This window comes from Nonomuraea cypriaca (genome assembly GCF_015645445.1).
GTDB classification, from domain to species: domain Bacteria; phylum Actinomycetota; class Actinomycetes; order Streptosporangiales; family Streptosporangiaceae; genus Nonomuraea; species Nonomuraea cypriaca.
Genome location: NZ_JADOGI010000209.1, coordinates 1 through 18,221, shown reverse-complemented (window position 1 = coordinate 18,221; position 18,221 = coordinate 1). Strand labels below are relative to the sequence as shown.

Sequence of the window (18,221 nt, the reverse complement as noted above, 5' to 3'; positions counted from 1 at the left end):
CCCCAGGCCCCATCTGCTCCTGGTGTGACTTCCGCCGCCACTGCCCCGAGGGCCTGGCGGCCGGTCCCGAACGCAACCCTTGGGATGGTCTCGCGGAATAGTCCGTTTCCGCACAGAGGAGCGTATGTGAAACGGGTGGGGCGCTTACCGGCGGCGGTGGCGCTGGGCTCGTTGTTCAACCCCGTCAACTCCTCCATGATCGCCGTCGCGCTTGCCGACATCGAGGCCGAGTTCGGCGTAGGGCTCGCCGCCGTCACCTGGCTGGCCGCCGGCTTCTACCTGGTCGGCATCCTGGTGCCGCCGGTGATGGGCACACTGGCGGACCGGCTCGGCCCCAGGCTGGTGTTCTGCGCCGGGCTGGTGATGATGGCGGTGACCGGGGTGCTGGCCGCACTGGCGCCGTCGTACCCGGTGCTGGTGGCCGTGCGGTTGCTGCAGGCGTTCGGGAGCTGCGCGACGATGCCGGCGGGGATGGCGATCATCCAGGCGGCGATGCCGGGCGAGGACGGCAGGCCGCCGCCGCGCGTGATCGCGACGATCTCGATGGTGCTCACCGCCAGCGCCGCCGCCGGGCCGGTGCTCAGCGGGTTCCTGGTCTCGCTGTGGGGGTGGCGGGCGATCTTCCTGGTCAACGTGCCGCTCGCGGCGATCGCGTACGTCGTCGCGATGCGCTGGTTGCCCAAGGTGCGCGTGGACGGCCGGCGCCGGGCCCTGCTGCCCAGGCTCAGGTTCGGGCTGCTGACCACCTGCGGCCAGTACGCACTCGTCAATGTGGTCTTCTACCTGGCGTTCTTCGCGGTGCCGCTGTGGGCCCAGCGCTCGGCCGGCGTGCCCGCGCACGTCGCAGGACTGCTCGTGCTGCCGATGGCCGGGCTGGCGATCGTCATGACGCCGGTCGCGGTGGCGCTGGCCGCCCGCGCCGGGATGCGTACCGTGCTGGTGGTGAGCGCGGCGCTGTTGCTCGGCGGCTCCTGCGTGATGCTCGTGGCCGGGCACATCGGGCTGGTCCTGGTCGCCGCGGCGCTGCTCGGCGTGGCCTCGGCGTTCAGCCAGTTCGGCCTGAACTCACTGGTCTTCGTCCACGCCGACCGCCGCGACACGGGCGTCGCGGTGGGCGTCTTCCAGGCCTCCAGGTATGTGGGCGCCGCGGCCGCCTCCTCCGTGCTCGGCGTGCTGTTCGAGCGGACGGGCATGGGCGGGACCGGCTGGACGATGGCCGTCGTGTCGGGGTTCGTGCTCGTGGCCGGCGTGTTCCTGCCCGTCAGGCGGCCAGCGCTGTCGGCCATCGGCGGGGATCGGTCAGACCCCTGAGCCCTTTGCTCACGTCGTAGCCGGCCGCCCCGAGCCGTTCTCTGGAGGCCCGCAGCATCTCCCGCGTGGCCGGCATGAACGCGTGGTCGTGCACGGGCTCCGGCAGCGAGTTCATGGTCATCCTGAACGCCCTCAGCGCCGCCGTCACGGTAGCCCTGGGCACCTCGGGCAGCGCGCCGTACAGACGTCTGGCCCAGTCCGGCAGGGTGTAGTAGCACAGCGCGCCGAACGGGAAGTACGCGGGTTTGCCCGCGGACAGCAGCCTGAGCTCGGCCGGCAGCCTCGGCCACATGAGGAAGCGCACGGTCGCGGCGGCCTCCTCCGTCACGCGCAGGTCGGACCGCAGCCGCTTGAAGTAGGCGTCCATCTCCGCGCACGAGCCGGGCACGTCCTCGCGGTGCAGGCCGACGTACGTGGCGCTCTCGCGCTGCTCCCACAGGTAGCGGTCGGCCTCGCGCTCGGTGAGCCGCAGCCCCCCGCGCCTGACCACCTCCAGGTACGACGACACCTCCGCGCAGTGGACCCACAGCAGCAACTCGGGGTCGTCCACCCGGTGCGTCCTGCCGGTGTCCGGATCGTGGATGCGCAGCGCGCGGTGGATGCCGCGCACCCGCCGCCCGATCTCGGCCGCCTCCTCCGGGCTGCCGAACGTCACCCGGCCCACGAAGTCCGCCGTGCGGCGCAGCCGGCCGAACGGGTCCTCCTGGAAGTTGGAGTTCTGCCAGACGCCGCGCATCGCCAGCGGGTGCAGCGCCTGGAGCATGAGGCCGCGTACGCCGCCCACCCACATCGAGCGGTCGAGGTGCACCTTCCAGGTCGCGCTCTGCGGCGGCTGGACGACGAGCTCTTCGATACCGGAGGACATAGTAAACACATGATTACATGTTGCTGGATCTGGTGTCCAAGGAGTGCGTCTCGGCCTCGTTCCAGAACCTGACCAGCGCCGCCGCCGTCGTCTCCGGCGCCTCGACGGCGGGGGAGTGCGCCGCGCCGGGCACGACCACGCATTCCGCGCCGAGCCGCGCCGCCATCTCCGACTGCGCCTCGGGCGGCCAGCCGTCGTCGTGCTCGCCGTACAGGACCAGCGTGGGCACCTCGATCTGGCGCAGCTCGTCGATACGGTCGTGCATGGTCAGCACCTGCTCGGCCATCCGCGCCAGGCCGGTCGGCGAGTTGGTCAGCAGGCGCTTGCGCAGGAACGCCATGATCTCCTCCGGCACGTCGTTGGCCAGCGCCTCGGGCTCGAACCTCTGGTGCCACACGTGCTCGAGCCCCAGCGTGGGGACCTCTTCCATGATCTTCCTGCCGCTGCCGGCCCGCCTGCCCTCGATGGCCGCGGGACCAGAGCTCATCAGCGTGAACGACGCGAACTTCGTCATCCCGTCGATCACCGCCTCCCGCGCCACCAGCCCGCCGAACGAGTGGCCCACCAGGTGCACCGGCTCGCCGCCACCGATGACCTGGGAGAGCGCGTCGACGTCGGCGCCCAGTGCGGCGCAGGTGTAGGCCTCGCGGTCGTCTGGGCCCGGAGTTTCGTACTGGCCGCGCAGGTCGACGGCCACCACCCGGCGGGCGGACTGGGCCAGGGTCATCAGGACCGCGATGAAGTCTTCCTTGCTGCCGGTCAGGCCGGGGACCAGGAGCGCCGGCCAGCGCTCGATCACGCCACTGACCGGCTGCGCCTCCAGGGCCGCGAACGTGCCCTGGGACGTCACGATCTTCTGTGGCGCAACGCCAGGAGGCAGGTCGAGGAATCGCGGCGTACTCACGTGTGGCAACAATACCCAGAGGTCAGCGCCTCGACACCGGCAAGCCTTCCACGCTGCGGCGAGACCTGAGGCGTCGTGCGCGACGCGGGACTTCGATGCTTCGGGCCGGTCAGGTCGTCGGGGGATGTTCTGGGGTTCACCGGGTGCCGGCGCCTGTGGTCGCGGGAGTGCCCCACAAGTGCGTGCAAGGCTCTGAGCGGGCTTCTGAGGTGCCGGCGTACCTGGATGGGGCTCTGGAGGGTGGCGGGCCGTGGCGGCGCGTGAGGAGCACCTACGGCCCGCGCCATCACCCCTTGAGACGCAGAAGGCGCGCACCCGGATGGGTGCGCGCCTCTTGGTGGTGCTCGGTTCGCCGTGAGGTCAGCCCGCGCGGCGGCGGTTGCCGCCTCCGCCGCGACCCTGGCGGCGTTGCTGCTTGCGCTCGGTGGCGGCGGACGGGGCGATGTCGTCGTCGTCCGTGGCAAGATCCGGCGACTGGAAGATCACCGCGAACGGGTTGGCCGGGATGATCCGCTCCGGCTCCTTGCGCGCCGGTGGCGGCGGCGTGGCGAGGAAGCTCGGCGCCGCGGCGGCGGATCGTTCGCTCACGGGCGCTGCCGTGGCGGCCGGTCGCTCCGCTGGGGCGGGCCGTTCCGTGGTAACGGGCTGCTCCACGGCGGGTGCGGGCCGTTCCGTGGTGGCGGGTCGTTCCGCGGCGGGCGCGGGCCGATCCGTGGTGGCGGGCTGGTCGGTGACCGGGGCGGCCGGCGCGATGGTGTCGGCCTTCTCGGTCTGTACGCCCTCCTTGGCGGCCCGGCGGGAGCGGGCCGGCTTCACCGGAGCCTCGGGCGCCTCGGCGAGCGCCTGCTCGATCGCCGAGGAAGCCGCCCCCCTGCGGGTACGGGCACGCCTCGGCTCGGCGGCCGCCTCAACCTCGTCCGTCGTGAAGATGGCGGGAGTCTCCTCCGTCTTGGTGTCCACGAGTTCGACCTCCTGCGTCTCAGCGGGTGCGGTCTCAGCCAGCTCCCTTCCGCCACGGGTGCGGCGGCGCTGGCGTGGCGTACGGGCGGGGCGTTCCTCGCGCTCGTCACGGCGACGGCCGCCACGCCCGCGAGTCCGGCCGGTCTCGCCGAGATCCTCGATGCGCTCCGCGGACAGCCCCGCGCGCGAGCGGTTGGCGTGCGGCAGGACCCCCTTGGTGCCCTCGGGGATGTTGAGCTCGGTGTAGACGTGCGGCGAGGTGGAGTAGGTCTCCTCGGGCTCGGCGAAGTCGAGTCCGAGCATCTGGTTGATCATCTTCCAGCGGGTCAGCTCCTCCCACTCCACGAACGTGACCGCGATGCCCGTGCGCCCGGCGCGGCCGGTGCGGCCGATGCGGTGCACGTACGTCTTGTCGTCCGTGGGGCAGTCGTAGTTGACCACGTGGGTGACGTCGTCGATGTCGATGCCGCGGGCCGCCACGTCGGTGGCCACCAGCACGTCCACCTTGCCGCTGCGGAACGCGCGCAGTGCCTGCTCGCGCTGGCCCTGGCCGAGGTCGCCGTGGACGGCCGCGACCGCGAAGCCACGGGTGTCGAGCTGCTCGGCGACCATGTCACAGGCCCGCTTGGTCTCACAGAAGAGCATGGTGAGACCTCGGCCCTCGGCCTGCAGGAGCCGGCCGATGATCTCGATCTTGTCCATGCGGTGCACGCGCCACACGAGCTGGCGCGTCTGCGGCGGCATCTCGCCCTCGCCGCTCTCGTGCTCGGCGCGTACGTGCGTCGGGCGGTTGAGGTATTTGCGCGACAGCGCGACGATCTCGCCCGGCATGGTCGCCGAGAAGAGCATCGTCTGCCGCTGCGCGGGGATCAGCTTGAAGATCCGCTCGATGTCGGGCAGGAAGCCCAGGTCCAGCATCCGGTCGGCCTCGTCGAGAACGAGGCTGGTGACCTGGCTCAGGTCGAGGTGCTTCTGCTTGACCAGGTCGAGCAGACGGCCCGGGGTGCCGACGATGACGTCGACCCCGGCCTTGAGCGCCTCGATCTGCGGCTCGTAGGCCCGGCCGCCGTAGACGGTCAGAACTCGGGAGCCGAGCTTGCCCGCGGCGGTCACGAGGTCCTCGCTGACCTGCACGGCCAGCTCGCGAGTCGGTACGACGACCAGCCCGCGGGGCTTCTTGCGGTTTTTGCGCGGCTTGCCGATGCTCTGGAGCATCGCGATGCCGAACGCGTAGGTCTTTCCCGTGCCCGTGCGTGCCTGACCGATGAGGTCCTGGCCGCTCAGGGCGAGCGGGAGGGCCATTTCCTGGATCGGAAACGGTGCGACGATGCCCTCGGTCTCGAGGGCATCGGCGATTTCTGGTGTGACTCCGAGGTCTCGGAAAGTCGTCAGCGTGGCCTGCCTCAGTCTCAAATGAAGGCGGGCCTGCCGGGACCGACGGGCGGAAAACGCCCCTTGTCGTGGGTCCTCGCGGTAGAGCCAGCCCTCTCGCTTCATCAGCGACCGCGCACCCGGGGAATCGGGGGGCATTCGGGGGGAACCCCCCGAATTAACACAGTGCGGTCGCACTTTCACAGAGCAGTGTACTCGATACCACAACGCGGACCGAGCTCGCGTATGTTCCCGAAGTTTCCCCGAAGTACGCTGCCTTTCATGAAGGAGTCTCCTGGAGTCGTCGATCTGCTCGGCGTGCTGGCGTACGCGGAGCTCAGCGCGTACGCGCGGATGACCGAGGACGCCGCCGTCCTGGCGCCCTCGCTGGGCGACCGGGTTGCGCTGAGCGAGCTGGCCGTCACCGAGTACGCCCACTTCCGCCTGCTGCGCGAGCGGCTCGCCGAACTGGGGGCCGATCCGGCCGAGGCGATGTCGCCGTTCGTCAAGGCGCTGGACGCCTGGCACGCCCAGACCAGGCCGGGGGACTGGCTGCAGGCGCTGGTCAAGACGTACGTGGGGGACGGCATCGCGGCCGACTTCTACCGTGAGGCGGCCAGGCACCTGGATCCCTCGATCGCCAAGCTGGTCGACGACGTGCTGGTGGACGAGGGCCGCTCGCAGTTCGCGGTCGAGCGCGTCCGGGCCGGGATCGAGACCGAGCCGGCGGCCGGCGGGCGGCTGGCGCTGTGGGCGCGGCGGCTCGTCGGCGAGGCGCTCAGCCAGGCGCAGCAGGTGGCGTCGGCGCGGCCGGAACTGGCCTTGCTGCTGGTGAAGTCCGTGGGGGAGGGACAGGCGGATATTTCACGACTTTTTGCGAGACTGACCGAGCACCACAACAAGCGCATGGCCGCCATGGGCCTCTGAGCGTCGCCGGTTGAGCTCGAACTCTGGCCATCGGGCCGCGCGGGGGCACGAAACGGCGGTACCGTGCCAGACATGAGGGCCTCGCGCCGCTACGGCAGTTCCTTGACGAGATGTGGGCCGAATCGCTGGACCTCGCGCGCCGTGTTGCGCAGGGAGAGCGCGCACTGTCCGACCACCGACATGAGACGGGATGATGTCCCTCGTCGCCGACGGCCTCGCGGCTGTCAGCTCGGCAAGCCCCCCGCCCGACATTGATCCCGGCAAGCCCGCCTCCCTGGCTGGGGCGGGGAAACGGGTGCTCGTGGAGGGGTACGGCCGGGGAGCCGTACCCCCGTATGAGCCTTTAGAGGGTGCCTCCGAAGCCGACCGGCCGGGACTCGTCCTCGCCGATTTCGACGAACCCGAGTGAGGCGATCGGCACCAGGACACGCCGGCCCTTCACGTCGGTGATGGCGAACACACCGCCACGATCCGCCGACAGCCCGTTTCTGATCTCCTCCTCAACCTGATCAGCGGTGAGGTCGGTCTCGACAATGAGTTCGCGGTGTACGGAGCGTACGCCGATCTTGATTTCCATGTGGCTCCCTAGTCGACGGGCTGGCTCAACCCCATCGTGGCCGTTCGCGCCCGCGAACGGCGCGACTGATCGCGACAAGCGAACGGGTTATGCCGTACGCGGAAAACCGCTGATGCCCCGCCACGCGAGACGCGCCATGAGCTGCTCGGCCGCGTCCTTCGGGATCGAACCGTGCTTGGTGACCCAGTAGCGGGCGCTGACCTCCGCCATGCCGACCAGACCGACGCCGAGCAGGTGCGCCTCGTCGCTGGTGCACCCGGTGTCCTCCTGGATGAGCACGCTGACCATCTCCGCGCACTCCTGCAACGACCGCTCCACCCGCTGCCGCACCGGCGCGACGTTGCGCAGGTCGGACTCGAAGACCAGGCGGAACGCCTCACCCTGCCTGGAGACGAAGTCGAAGAACGCGCTGAACGTGGCCTGCACGCGTAGTTTGTTCTCGTGGGTGGACGCCAGCGCCTCGCGGCAGCGGTTGACCATGTCGTCGACGTGCAGGTCGAGCAGCGCCAGATAGAGCTCGAGCTTGCCGGGGAAGTGCTGGTAGAGCACCGGCTTGCTGACGCCCGCCCGGTCCGCGATCTCGTCCATGGCGGCCGCGTGATAGCCGTTCTCCACGAACACTTCCTGCGCGGCGCTCAGCAACTGGCGGCGGCGGGCGAGCCGGGGCAGACGGGTGCCCCGGGGCTTGGCGTCCGGGGTTGCGGTCACGCGGATCTCCATAGGTCTCTGAGCGGGTAGTGCGGACATCCTACGTGCGAGAGGACGCGCCACGAGTGACGGCGGTCACCCCTCGAGACGCCTCAGCGGTAGTCGTCATCGTCGAGCTCCACCACGCGGTCCTGCTCGGCGGCGTCGGCGGGGTCGACGTCGAGCGGCACCTCGCGGCGCAGCCTGCCGTTGTCCAGGCGGATCTCCCTCTGCTGCTCGGCGGCGTCGGCCTCGGGCGTCTCGATCGACAGCTCCTCCTCTTCCTCGTAGGAGCGGTCGTCTCCGCGAATGTCCATCTCCGACATTTGGTCCCCCTCTTGGTGCGGACGGAACCAGCCTACGCCCGGCCGAAAAGGTCGCCACGTTTCTCCACTCTGGCGAGTACGTCCGCCGCCGTGAACACCAGGTCATCGGCGTGTTCGCAACCCTCGACCTCCTCCCACGTCAGCGGTGTGGAGACGGTCGGCCGCTCCCTGGCCCGCAGCGAGTAGGGCGCCACGGTCGTCTTGGCCGGGTTGTTCTGGCTCCAGTCGATGAACACCTTCCCCGGCCTGGCCTTCCTCGCCATCACGCTGACGACCTCCTTCGGGTGCGCCTTCTCCAGGCGCTGGGCCAGCCGCTTGGCGTACGCGGACGGCTCCTCGCGGCAGTCCCAGTCCGCGTACAGCTGCATGCCCTTGCTGCCGCTGGTCTTCGGCCTGGCGGTGAGCCCTTCCGCGGCCAGCGCCTCGCGCAGCGCGAGCGCCACCGCGCAGCACTCGACGATCGTCGCGGGCGCCCCGGGGTCGAGGTCGAACACCAGCGTGTCGGGTGGCAGCGCCGTGCCGTCGCCGTCGACGCGCCACTGGGGCACGTGGAGTTCGAGTGCGGCGAGATTGGCGTAGTAGACGAGCGTGGGCAGGTCGTCGACGACGGCGAAGTCGATGCTCTCGCGGTTCTTGGTGCTGCCGGGAGCGGGCAGGTTGACGCGTCTGACCCACGCTGGGGTGTGCTCGGGGGCGTTCTTCTCGAAGAAGGACTGGCCGGTGACGCCGTTCGGGTAGCGCTTGACGGTCAGCGGCCTGCCCTGGAGGTGCGGCAGCAGTACGGGGGCGATGCGGCTGTAGTAGTCGATGACCTCGGCCTTGGTGAAGCCGTGGTCGGGGTAGAGGATCTTGTCCAGGTTGCTCAGCGTCAGCTCGCGCCCGTCGACCCTGACCGGCACCTTCATAGCGTCACCTCCGCGGGGAGCTTGTCGGGGCGCAGTCCGCGCCACACCGGGTGCCGCAGCCGCTGTTCGTCGGTCCACATCGTGTAGGCCACCTCCCCGACCAGATCTGGCCTAACCCAGCGATTTCGCCACGGAACCTCGTTGCAGAAGGGACTGTGCGCGACCTCCAGCGGGCGGAGGGTCCGGTAGAGGTCGTCGAGCACGGTGTCGGTGAAGCCCGTGCCGACATGTCCGACGTACGTTAGGCCCTCGTCCGTGAACACCCCCATGACCAGCGATCCGATCCCGCCGGCCCGGCGGCCCTTGCCGGGTTTCCAGCCGCCGATCACGACCTCTCTGGTGCTCAGGTTCTTCACCTTGATCCACCACGGTGACCGCGTGCCCGCCCGGTAGGGGGAGTCGAGCCGCTTGGCGATCACACCTTCAAGGCCCTGCTCGTACGTGGCCGTGAGCAGGTCCGAGTCTCCGGGGAAGTACGGCGGCGCGCCGACGTCCAGCTCGTCGAGCAGCGCGCGCCGGTCGCGGTACGGCAGGTCGAACAGCGGCGTGCCGTCGAGATAGAGCAGGTCGAACGGCATGTACGTGACCGGGTACAACTCCAGCATGACCGGCTCCGGGTCGGTCAGGTGCATCCGGTGCTGCAACCGCTCGAAGCTGGGCCGGCCGTGCCGACCGAGGGCGACGACCTCGCCGTCGATGATCGCGTTCTTAACCCCAAACCCCGAAATTTCCGGATACCTGCGTGTGTACTCCACCCCGTGCCGGCCCGTCACTCTCAGCCCGCCGTCGAGGTGCACGATGGCGCGGATGCCATCCCACTTCACCTCCAGGCCGTACTGATCCCGATCCGGAGGTAGTTCCCCAGGTACAGCCAACATTGGTGCGATCGGGTATGGCATTGGTTGCCGCATGACGGGTATGTGCCCATTGGTCGACCCATTGAGAGCTGAGGAGTGTCCATGCGCAGCATCTGGAAGGGTGCGATCTCCTTTGGGCTGGTCACGATCCCGGTGAAGCTCTACTCCGCGACCGAGCAGAAGGACGTGTCTTTCCACCAGGTGCATCGCGAGGACGGCGGCCGGATCCGCTACAAGCGCGTGTGCACGCTGGACGGCGAAGAGGTGGCGTACGCCGACATCGCCAAGGGGTACGAGCTGGCCTCGGGCGAGATGGTCGTGCTCACCGACGATGACTTCGAGGACCTGCCGCTGAGCACGTCACGCCGGATCGACGTGCTCCAGTTCGCGCCCGCCGAGCAGATCGACCCGATCTACTTCGCCAAGTCGTACTACCTGGAGCCCGACGCGCAGGGGGCGAAGCCGTACGTGCTGCTGCGCAACGCGCTGGAGAGCTCGGGCCAGGTGGCGGTGGTCAAGGTGGCGCTGCGCCAGCGCGAGTCGCTGGCCACACTGAGGGTCAGGAACGGGGTCTTCGTCCTGGAGACCATGCTCTGGCCGGACGAGATCCGCACGCCGGACTTCCCCTTCCTCGAAGAGGACATCGAGGTACGCGCGCAGGAGCTCCAGATGGCCGAGTCCCTGATCAGCACGATGGAGTCGGAGTTCGACGCGAGCGAGTTCCACGACACCTACCGTGAGGCGCTGCAGCAGGTGATCGAGGCCAAGGTGGCGGGCAAGGAGGTCGTCACCCCGCCGGAGGAAGAGGAGGCCAGGCCGGCGGTCGACCTCATGGCGGCGCTGCGGGCGAGCGTGGACGCGGCCAAGCGGGAGCGGGAGGGCGCGCCCGCGAAGCCCAAGAAGGCCGCGGGCAAGTCCAAGAAGGAAGAGGAGAAGGCTCCGGCCAAGCGCAAGACCCGCAAATCCGCGTAGGGCCCCGGTGGGCTACTCGAACAGGTGCCGGTTGGCGCGGCTCCAGGCGACTCGCCGGCGCAGGTCGTCGAGATGCCCCTCGCCGACCCAGCGGACCTGGGGCTCGCGTCCCGCGTCGGCCAGCCGCCTGACCTGCTCGATCATGTCTCGCTGGACGTCGATGACCCTGTCGACCAGTCCCGACGTGCTGGTGAGGCCGTAGGCGGCGGCGAACAGCTCCAGCCGGTGGCGGCGGTCGGGCGGCTCCGGGTAGCGGAGCCAGCGCAGGCATTCGGCGTCGTCGCGGAACGGGGCGACGTACTCCAGGGCGTACGCGATGTCGTACGTGCGGGTACCCGGGCGGGCGTAGTCCCAGTCGAGCAGGCCGACGGGGCGCCCCGCCCGCCAGACGACGTTCCATGGGCCGAAGTCGCCGTGACAGACGAGCTCGCCGTCGCCCAGCCCGGTCTGCCCGGTGTGCCAGCCGAGATCATCGGGCGGGCGGAAGCCCGCGACCGCGTCGTGGTACGCGCGCAGCAGCCGGGCGTACGTCCTCAGGCCCGCGTCATCCACCACCTCGGCCCAGCTCTGCGGGCCGGACGTGCCGTCCAGGTAGGTGAGGATCTCGCGGCCCTCCTCGTCGATCCCGAGCACACGCGGTGAGTACGGGAAACCGGCGTCCTCCAGATACCTGAGCAGGGCGTGGACCGCCGGCGTCCAGGGCTGCGCCGGCCGGCGTACGGTGTCGCCGAGTCGGACCACCCGGCGATGCGGTGTGTCCTGCAGCACCTCTTCGTCGGCCATGTGATCGACACTACGGCGGCCCGCACGGACGCACCCACCCATTTAGCCCACCCATTCAGCCGTCACCCGGACCTCTTCAGCCGTCACCCGGACCTCCCACGACACCGTCGCCGCCGGCTTCGCGGAGCGCTGTCGGAGCACGCTGCCCCTGACACGCGCGACGCTGCCTGGCGGCAGGCAAACCCGGTTCCTCGGGAGCGGCGACCTCTGACGATCAGCGAATAGGACATATCGGGATAAGTCGTATCATTTCATTTTATAAATGTTTAATAGAAGCAATAACAATGCTAATGCATAGCAAAATGGGGTCGATCCTGTTTGTATGCGCTCAGCCCCGGAAATGACATTCCATGGATGACTCTTCTGCAGCCGTCCAAGACCTGTTTCCGGCGATCCGGAAACGTCGAGAACGGGGCAATCCATCCTTTAGGGGGAAAACACAATGCCCAAGCTCAAGAGCGTTATCGCAGGCCTCGCCTTCACCACCGCGCTGTCCGGCGCAGTGGTCAGCTCGGGCGCGGCCGTGTCCGCGGCCGGCGCCGCTACCCAGGTCAGCAACGGTACGTCGGTCCTTGCTGGTTGGGGCTGCCACGGCAGGGGCTGGCGCTGCGGCCATCGCCGGCACAGCCACCGCCACCACCGATCCCATTTCTTCGTCGACGTCCACAACAACAACCGGAACTTCAACCATGACATGCGCCGCCAGCACCGTGACCACGACCACGACCACCACCACCACAAGTTCGAGCACCGCCTGGAGCATCCCATAGTGATGGAGCGTCCCATGGTGGAGGAGAACGAGGTGGACCAGCCCGCGGAGAACGGGACCACCACCACGCGGTGATATGACCGTGAGTTGAGTGGTACAGAGATGAGTGCTCGTCATTTCACGGGTGGCCGTTATTCACGGGGGTGATTTCGGCCGGTGAATGCAGAGCTCTCCAGGGCGGTCTGTGTTGTTCCGCGCGGGCCGACCTGAGGTTCATTTCTCCTCGTCTCCACACGGCAATGGTGAGGGCTCCACTGGCATCAGCCAGGGGAGCCCTCACTGCGTTGTGTACGGGCTTCGGCGCGGGCGGCCTGCGAAGGAGTAGCGCATAGTCGGCGGGGGCGCTTCTTCGAGCCCATGCGATTACCTGGTGTCGGGAAAGACAGGACAATTCCCGTTTGTGGGTGATTCGTCGGGAAATATGCATTGTGTGGATGATTCGCAAGGATCATCCGGAGCCGTTTCCCAGGTGATGCCGTTTCGGCGGACCGCCGGGAAACGTCGAGAACGGGGCAATCGATCCTTTAGGGGGGAATCCAATGCCCAAGTTCAAGAGTGTCATCGCTGGCCTCGCCATCAGCACCGCGCTGACCGGTGGCGCGGTCGTAGCCGGAGCGGCGACCACCGCGTCCAGCGCCGGTGCCGCGACCCAGATCACCAACGGCACGTCCATCCTCACCGGACATGGCTGCCACAAGCGCCGCTGCGGCTGGGGCTGGGGCGGCCGTGGCTGGGGCCGCCGTCACCACCACCGCAGCCATCACCGCATCAATGTCGATGTGCACAACAACAACCTCAACTTCAACAGGAACGACCATCGCCACCACCGCGACTTCGACGATTTCGACAATTTCGACGATTTCGACTGATAGAGCGCACGCTCCAGCCTGAGCTCCGTGGCGCATAACTCTCCGAATCCGCCACGACGATGAGCTCCCGCTTGAGATTAACGAGTGCCCGTATTCACCGGGAACGACGTCCACCCCTCCTCGGGACGTCCACCCACCGAATACGGGCACTCTACGGTTTCCTGCCCGGGAATGCACCGGGCAGGAAACCGTCGTTTTGATCGATGGAAATAACGACGTATTGGTTGTCGCGGGGTCGGCCCTTCCTCCTGAGACTCCTTGCGGGGCGGCAACCGCCGAGCCACGGCCGGCATCGAGGATCATGACCGGAGCCACCAGGAAGGCCGCACTCCACATGCCCACGTCAGTCCGGCCCCGCCCGGCCCGGGTCCCTTCCGGCGAGCGGGTCGCCTTCGCGGCTGCTTCGGTGTCCCCACCAGGGTGGCCCAGGTCAATGACGTGCGGAGTGCACGCCTCGGTCCGGTGATCGCCCGCGGATCCAGGCTCAATGCCGGAACGCACTGCTCTGCAGAGCCGACCACAACCCGCTGTTAACACGACGGCGTGGCTCCTGCCCTCCGGCCCGTGCGGTCGGACCGCGAGCTGACCATCGACCCCACCCACGACTACCAACCCCAGGCATCCACGACTCGCGGAGCCGCCCGCAGCCGGTCCCGCTGCGGGCGGCGCCGGGGGCGGTCTGTGCCGAACATGCGGAGTGCCCGTATTCGGTGGGTGGACATCGTGCCGAGGAAGGGCGGATGTCGTTCCCGGTGAATACGGGCACTCGTCATCTCGAGCCGGAGCTCATCGTTGTGGCGGGCTCGGAGAGCCATGCGCCACGGAGCTCAGGAGCGGCTGGCTCTACCAGTCGCCGTTCCTGTCGAAGTCGTCGTTCCTGTCGAAGTCGTCGTTCCTGTCGAAGTCGCCGTTCCTGTCGAAGCCGTCGAAGTCGCGGTGGTGGCGCTGGTGATTGCTGTTGAGGTTGTGGTTTCTGTTGATGATGATGATGCGGATGTGCTGGCGGTGACGGCGGTGGTGACTGCGCCTCCAGCCCCCGCCGCAGCGGCGCGCGCGGCAGCCATGTCCGGTGAGGATGGACGTGCCGTTGGTGATCTGGGTCGCGGCGCTGGCGCTGGACGCGGTCGTCGCGGCTCCGGCGACGACCGCGCCACCGGTCAGCGCGGTGCTGATGGCGAGGCCTGCGATGACACTTTTGAACTTGGGCATTACGTATTCCCCCCTAAAGGTTCGATTGCCCCGTTCGCGACGTTTCCCGGCGATCCGCCGAAACGGCATCACCGGGAAACGACTCGGATGATCCTGACGAATCATCCGTACCTTGCATATTTCCCGCTGAATCGCTCACAAACGGGAATTGTCTTGTCTTTCCCGACACCAGGTAATCGCATGGGCTCGAAGAAGCGCCTTGTCCGCTATGAGTCGTACGGCCGTCCGCGCGAAGCCTGTACACAAAGCAGTGAGGGCTCCCCTGGCCGATGCCAGTGGAGCCCTCACCATTGCCGTGGAGACGAGGAGAATGAACCTCAGGACGACTCACGAGAAAACCCGCGAACCACCCTCGAGAACCCGTTATTCACCGGCCGAAATCACCCCCGTGAATAACGGCCACCTGCGAAATGACGAGCACTCATCCCTGCACCTGTCAGCACACGGCCGAATTACCAGGTGGTGTGGTTGTTGTGGTCGGGCTTGAAGTCGTGCTTGAAGTCGTGCTTGAAGTCATGGTGGTCGTGGTCATCGTGCCTGCGCCGGTCCTCGCGGTGCGGGTTGTCGTTGATGTTGTCGTTGCGGACGACGATGCAGACGTGGCGGTTGCTGTGGCGGCGGTGGTGGTTTCCCCAGCCGCCGCCGCCGCCGCCCCAGCCGCCGCCGCCGTGGTGGTGGTGCCTGCAACGGCGGCCGCGGTGGCCGCCGTCGCCGAAGCCACCGCGGCCGACGCCGAAGCCACCGTCGCCGAAGCCACCGTCGCCGAAGCCACCGTCGTCGAAGCCGTCGTCAGTGAGGACGGACGTGCTGGTGTTGACCGGGGTGGCGGCGCTGACCGCAGTCGTCGCCGCGCCGGCGCCCACCATGCCGCCGGACAGCCCGGTGGTGAAGGCGAGGCCTGCGATAACACTCTTGAGCTTGGGCATTGCGTTTTCCCCCTAAAGGATGGATTGCCCCGTTCTAGACGTTTCCGGGTACCTGAAACAGGTCTTGGACGGCTGCTGAAGAGTCATCCACGGAATGTCATTTCCGGGGCGGCGGTCGGGCAAACAGGTACGACCCCATTTTGCTATGCATTAGCATTCTTATTGCTTGCATTACACATTTATCAAATGAAATGCCATGATATGTCCGATTGTGCCGCATTTGGCGGGCCGGGCTGCGGGCGGCGGCAGTGGTCGTCCCGCCGGTATCGGCCATGCCGAATGCACGCGAGTGCCGGCCGCGCATTGGCGGCGGTGTCACTCTCTCGGGCGCGAAAATGTGTGCGTAATTCGAACTGCCGCGATGTCTGGAGTCCATGAGCGCCGTTAATTCGATGGCGGGGCATTCCGGCGCGCGGCGGTGTCGCCGGTGGAATTCGTCATGGAGGGCGGCGCCGGCCGTCGACCTCTTTCGAGGCGTCGTCGGGTCTCCCCGGAGAGGTGTTCCGCTCGGCGTGGTTCCCAGTGCTGCCGGAGGCCCGTTGTTGACGGAGAGTTTCCTCTTGGTCGCGCTGGGTGCCGACGTTGGTGATGTTCTCCGAGCGGGACCTCGGCAAACGGCCTGCGGCGGCTCTTGCCGCACTCTTGGCGCGTCATGAGATCGATTAGACATTTATGAAGAGAAATGTCCTGATATGTCGGAGTCAGCGGCGACGGTACCGACTGCCAGGCGCCATGCCCTGACCTGCGGTCCGGGGCGTGGGAGCCCGGTTGCGGGCCCCCACGTGGGCGCAATGGTTATCGTTGAAGGTTGACGCGAATAAGGAGGAGGAGAGATGACGGCAGAGCCGATTCCGCACTGGCCAGGACAAATGATCGGCTCGGTACACGTCCGATCGACCCCGCAGGGCCCCGGCGAGCAGGCCGTCTTCGTACACGGCCTGGCCGGTTCCGCGACGAACTGGACCGACCTCATGGACGAGCTCAAGGACACGGTCACCGGTCACGCCATCGACCTGCCAGGAGCGGGTTTCTCCCCCGCGCCCGCCGACGGCGACTACACCGTCGCCGGCCACGCGCGAGCCGTGATCGGCCTGCTGGAAGAGACGGGCCAGGCCCACCTGTTCGGCAACTCGATGGGCGGCGCGATCGCCGTACGGGTCGCCGCGACCCGCCCCGACCTGGTCCGCTCGCTCACCCTCGTCTCACCCGCCCTGCCCGACCTGCTCCCCAGGTACGGCCCCGCCCGCGTGGCCGCCGCCGCGGTGCCCAAGCTGGGCGAGTGGGTGGCGAGCAGGCTGCGCCTGCTCCCGCCGGAGCATCGCGTCAACGCCTCCATCGCCATGGTCTGGGCGAACGCCGACGCCGTCCACCCGGTACGCCTGCGCGACGCCGTGGAAGAGCTCCGCAGACGCGACTGCCTCCCCTACTCCGGCGAGGCCATGATCTGCTCGGCCCGCGGCATCGTGGCCGAATACTTCCGACGTGGCGAGGACAACCTCTGGCGCCAGGCGGCCAAGGTCCAGTCGCCGACCCTGATCGTGCACGGCAGGCACGACCGGCTCGTCCGGCCGGCCACGGCCGCGCGTGCGGGGCGTACGTTCCGGCAGGTCAGGCTCGTGCTGCTGCCGACGGCGGGGCACGTCGCGATGATGGAGATGCCTGACGTCGTGGCGGCGGAGGCACGCCGTCTGATCAGTGAGACTCGATTGGGGAATGCCCCACTCGCCAACTAGGTTTCACCTTGAGATAAGACCCCCTGGAACGGGAGCGTAGAAAGTGTCGTTGCCACCGCTGGTCGAGCCGGCCGCCGAGCTGACCGTCGACGAAGTGCGCCGTTACTCGCGCCACCTGATCATCCCCGATGTGGGCATGGCGGGGCAGAAACGGCTGAAGAACGCCAAGGTGCTGTGTGTGGGCGCCGGGGGCCTGGGCTCGCCCGCGCTGATGTACCTCGCGGCGGCGGGTGTCGGCACCCTCGGCATCATCGACTTCGACGTCGTCGACGAGTCCAACCTGCAGCGCCAGATCATCCACGGCCAGTCCGACGTGGGCCGGCTGAAGGCGGAGAGCGCCGCGGCGTCAGTACGCGAGATCAACCCGCTGGTCGAGGTCGTGATCCACAACACGGCGCTCACCACGGAAAACGTCATGGAGATCTTCTCCGGTTACGACCTCATCGTCGACGGCACCGACAACTTCGCCACGCGCTACATGGTGAACGACGCCGCGGTGCTGCTCGGCAAGCCGTACGTCTGGGGCTCGATCTACCGCTTCGACGGCCAGGCGAGCGTGTTCTGGGCCGAGCACGGGCCGTGCTACCGCTGCCTCTACCCGGAGCCCCCGCCTCCCGGCATGGTGCCGTCGTGCGCCGAGGGCGGCGTGCTCGGCGTGCTGTGCGCGTCGATCGGCTCCATCCAGGTCAACGAGGCCATCAAGCTGCTGACCGGCATCGGCGACCCGCTGGTCGGGCGGTTGATGATCTATGACGCCCTGGAGATGAAGTATCGCGACGTCAAGGTCCGCAAGGACCCGGAGTGCGTGCTGTGCGGCAAGAACCCGTCGGTCACCGAGTTGCTCGAGGACTACGAGGCGTTCTGCGGCGCGATCTCCGACGAGGCCGCGGAGGCCGCCAGCGGCTCCACGATCACCGCGCAGGAGCTCAAGGCGATGCAGGACAACAAGGAGAACATCTTCCTCGTCGACGTCCGCGAACCCAACGAGTACGAGATCGTCTCCATCCCCGGCGCCACGCTGATCCCCAAGGGCGAGTTCCTCAACGGTTCGGCCCTGGAGCGGCTGCCGCAGGACAAGCGCATCGTGCTCCACTGCAAGTCGGGCGCGCGCTCGGCCGAGGCGCTGGCGATCGTCAAGAACGCCGGCTTCTCCGACGCCGTGCACGTCGGCGGCGGCGTGCTGAGCTGGGTGAAGACCGTCGACCCGAGCCTGCCCAGCTACTAGAGGTTTCTGGGGATGTTCCCGGCACGCCCCTATTAAGGTCGATGA

The 18,221-nt window shown here is 68.1% G+C and carries 18 protein-coding genes; 7 read left to right on the top strand and 11 right to left on the bottom strand.

Annotated elements, in window-relative coordinates:
* Window positions 1-126: 126 nt before the first annotated feature.
* Window positions 127-1,311, top strand: a complete 1,185-nt coding sequence (locus ITP53_RS43455; RefSeq protein WP_195901319.1) for an MFS transporter — start codon at window positions 127-129, stop codon at window positions 1,309-1,311.
* Here the strand turns inward: ITP53_RS43455 and ITP53_RS43450 are convergent.
* From ITP53_RS43450 to ITP53_RS43440, 3 genes are all read right to left on the bottom strand, one after another.
* A complete protein-coding gene (locus ITP53_RS43450; protein ID WP_195901318.1) occupies window positions 1,262-2,176 on the bottom strand; it encodes an oxygenase MpaB family protein in 915 nt (304 codons plus the stop codon). The genes ITP53_RS43455 and ITP53_RS43450 overlap by 50 nt on opposite strands.
* A 13-nt stretch (window positions 2,177-2,189) precedes the next feature.
* A complete protein-coding gene (locus ITP53_RS43445) occupies window positions 2,190-3,080 on the bottom strand; it encodes an alpha/beta fold hydrolase (RefSeq protein ID WP_195901317.1) in 891 nt (296 codons plus the stop codon).
* A gap of 360 nt (window positions 3,081-3,440) precedes the next feature.
* Complete coding sequence (locus ITP53_RS43440; RefSeq protein ID WP_236051784.1) at window positions 3,441-5,342, bottom strand: DEAD/DEAH box helicase; 1,902 nt, start codon at window positions 5,340-5,342, stop codon at window positions 3,441-3,443.
* Between the two features lie 351 nt (window positions 5,343-5,693).
* Between ITP53_RS43440 and ITP53_RS43435 the strand changes: the two genes are divergently transcribed.
* Window positions 5,694-6,338 carry a ferritin-like fold-containing protein gene (locus ITP53_RS43435; protein WP_195901315.1) on the top strand — a complete coding sequence of 215 codons (645 nt, stop codon included), beginning with the start codon at window positions 5,694-5,696 and terminating at the stop codon, window positions 6,336-6,338.
* Window positions 6,339-6,681: 343 nt separating this feature from the next.
* Here the strand turns inward: ITP53_RS43435 and ITP53_RS43430 are convergent, their stop codons facing one another.
* The 5 genes from ITP53_RS43430 to ligD (ITP53_RS43410) all read right to left on the bottom strand — a co-directional run bounded on the left by ITP53_RS43430 (window position 6,682) and on the right by ligD (ITP53_RS43410) (window position 9,657).
* The gene (locus ITP53_RS43430; RefSeq protein ID WP_195901314.1) at window positions 6,682-6,915 is read right to left on the bottom strand and encodes a DUF3107 domain-containing protein; all 234 of its coding nucleotides are present in this window, start codon (window positions 6,913-6,915) and stop codon (window positions 6,682-6,684) included.
* An 87-nt stretch (window positions 6,916-7,002) separates the two neighbouring features.
* Window positions 7,003-7,623: a TetR/AcrR family transcriptional regulator gene (locus tag ITP53_RS43425; protein WP_328817664.1), complete on the bottom strand. Its 621-nt coding sequence runs from the start codon at window positions 7,621-7,623 to the stop codon at window positions 7,003-7,005.
* A 92-nt stretch (window positions 7,624-7,715) separates the two neighbouring features.
* Window positions 7,716-7,919 (bottom strand): hypothetical protein, encoded by a 204-nt coding sequence (locus tag ITP53_RS43420; RefSeq protein ID WP_195901312.1) that lies wholly within the window; start codon window positions 7,917-7,919, stop codon window positions 7,716-7,718.
* A 41-nt stretch (window positions 7,920-7,960) separates the two neighbouring features.
* Entirely contained in the window at window positions 7,961-8,833 is an 873-nt protein-coding gene (gene ligD / locus ITP53_RS43415) for a non-homologous end-joining DNA ligase (RefSeq protein WP_195901311.1), read from the bottom strand.
* Window positions 8,830-9,657, bottom strand: coding sequence for a non-homologous end-joining DNA ligase (gene ligD / locus ITP53_RS43410; RefSeq protein ID WP_328817661.1), 828 nt, complete (start codon window positions 9,655-9,657; stop codon window positions 8,830-8,832). The genes ligD (ITP53_RS43415) and ligD (ITP53_RS43410) overlap by 4 nt, the downstream gene beginning before the upstream one ends.
* A gap of 135 nt (window positions 9,658-9,792) precedes the next feature.
* Between ligD (ITP53_RS43410) and ku the strand changes: the two genes are divergently transcribed.
* Entirely contained in the window at window positions 9,793-10,662 is an 870-nt protein-coding gene (gene ku / locus ITP53_RS43405) for a non-homologous end joining protein Ku (protein ID WP_195901309.1), read from the top strand.
* A gap of 12 nt (window positions 10,663-10,674) precedes the next feature.
* On the opposite strand, the gene ITP53_RS43400 is transcribed toward ku, so the two are convergent.
* Complete coding sequence (locus ITP53_RS43400; RefSeq protein ID WP_195901308.1) at window positions 10,675-11,445, bottom strand: aminoglycoside phosphotransferase family protein; 771 nt, start codon at window positions 11,443-11,445, stop codon at window positions 10,675-10,677.
* Window positions 11,446-11,887: 442 nt separating this feature from the next.
* Between ITP53_RS43400 and ITP53_RS43395 the strand changes: the two genes are divergently transcribed.
* Both ITP53_RS43395 and ITP53_RS43390 read left to right on the top strand, forming a co-directional pair.
* Window positions 11,888-12,289, top strand: coding sequence for a hypothetical protein (locus ITP53_RS43395; RefSeq protein ID WP_195901307.1), 402 nt, complete (start codon window positions 11,888-11,890; stop codon window positions 12,287-12,289).
* Window positions 12,290-12,753: 464 nt separating this feature from the next.
* Entirely contained in the window at window positions 12,754-13,083 is a 330-nt protein-coding gene (locus ITP53_RS43390) for a hypothetical protein (protein ID WP_195901306.1), read from the top strand.
* Window positions 13,084-13,926: 843 nt separating this feature from the next.
* On the opposite strand, the gene ITP53_RS43385 is transcribed toward ITP53_RS43390, so the two are convergent.
* Window positions 13,927-14,292: a hypothetical protein gene (locus ITP53_RS43385; RefSeq protein ID WP_195901305.1), complete on the bottom strand. Its 366-nt coding sequence runs from the start codon at window positions 14,290-14,292 to the stop codon at window positions 13,927-13,929.
* Between the two features lie 452 nt (window positions 14,293-14,744).
* Window positions 14,745-15,218 (bottom strand): hypothetical protein, encoded by a 474-nt coding sequence (locus tag ITP53_RS43380; RefSeq protein ID WP_195901304.1) that lies wholly within the window; start codon window positions 15,216-15,218, stop codon window positions 14,745-14,747.
* 833 nt (window positions 15,219-16,051) lie between these two features.
* Here ITP53_RS43380 and ITP53_RS43375 point away from each other — a divergent pair.
* Window positions 16,052-16,951, top strand: coding sequence for an alpha/beta fold hydrolase (locus tag ITP53_RS43375; protein WP_195901303.1), 900 nt, complete (start codon window positions 16,052-16,054; stop codon window positions 16,949-16,951).
* A 43-nt stretch (window positions 16,952-16,994) separates the two neighbouring features.
* Window positions 16,995-18,176 (top strand): adenylyltransferase/sulfurtransferase MoeZ, encoded by a 1,182-nt coding sequence (gene moeZ / locus ITP53_RS43370; protein ID WP_195901302.1) that lies wholly within the window; start codon window positions 16,995-16,997, stop codon window positions 18,174-18,176.
* The last annotated feature ends 45 nt before the right edge of the window (window positions 18,177-18,221 follow it).

Bases quoted from the DNA above. Each gene is read 5' to 3' on its own strand.
- ITP53_RS43450 (WP_195901318.1), bottom strand. From the start codon at position 2,176: ATGTCCTCCGGTATCGAAGAGCTCGTCGTCCAGCCGCCGCAGAGCGCG.
- ITP53_RS43440 (WP_236051784.1), bottom strand. From the start codon at position 5,342: ATGGCCCTCCCGCTCGCCCTGAGCGGCCAGGACCTCATCGGTCAGGCA.
- ITP53_RS43435 (WP_195901315.1), top strand. From the start codon at position 5,694: ATGAAGGAGTCTCCTGGAGTCGTCGATCTGCTCGGCGTGCTGGCGTAC.
- ITP53_RS43430 (WP_195901314.1), bottom strand. From the start codon at position 6,915: ATGGAAATCAAGATCGGCGTACGCTCCGTACACCGCGAACTCATTGTC.
- ITP53_RS43420 (WP_195901312.1), bottom strand. From the start codon at position 7,919: ATGGACATTCGCGGAGACGACCGCTCCTACGAGGAAGAGGAGGAGCTG.
- ligD (WP_195901311.1), bottom strand. From the start codon at position 8,833: ATGAAGGTGCCGGTCAGGGTCGACGGGCGCGAGCTGACGCTGAGCAAC.
- ku (WP_195901309.1), top strand. From the start codon at position 9,793: ATGCGCAGCATCTGGAAGGGTGCGATCTCCTTTGGGCTGGTCACGATC.
- ITP53_RS43400 (WP_195901308.1), bottom strand. From the start codon at position 11,445: ATGGCCGACGAAGAGGTGCTGCAGGACACACCGCATCGCCGGGTGGTC.
- ITP53_RS43395 (WP_195901307.1), top strand. From the start codon at position 11,888: ATGCCCAAGCTCAAGAGCGTTATCGCAGGCCTCGCCTTCACCACCGCG.
- ITP53_RS43390 (WP_195901306.1), top strand. From the start codon at position 12,754: ATGCCCAAGTTCAAGAGTGTCATCGCTGGCCTCGCCATCAGCACCGCG.
- ITP53_RS43385 (WP_195901305.1), bottom strand. From the start codon at position 14,292: ATGCCCAAGTTCAAAAGTGTCATCGCAGGCCTCGCCATCAGCACCGCG.
- ITP53_RS43380 (WP_195901304.1), bottom strand. From the start codon at position 15,218: ATGCCCAAGCTCAAGAGTGTTATCGCAGGCCTCGCCTTCACCACCGGG.
- ITP53_RS43375 (WP_195901303.1), top strand. From the start codon at position 16,052: ATGACGGCAGAGCCGATTCCGCACTGGCCAGGACAAATGATCGGCTCG.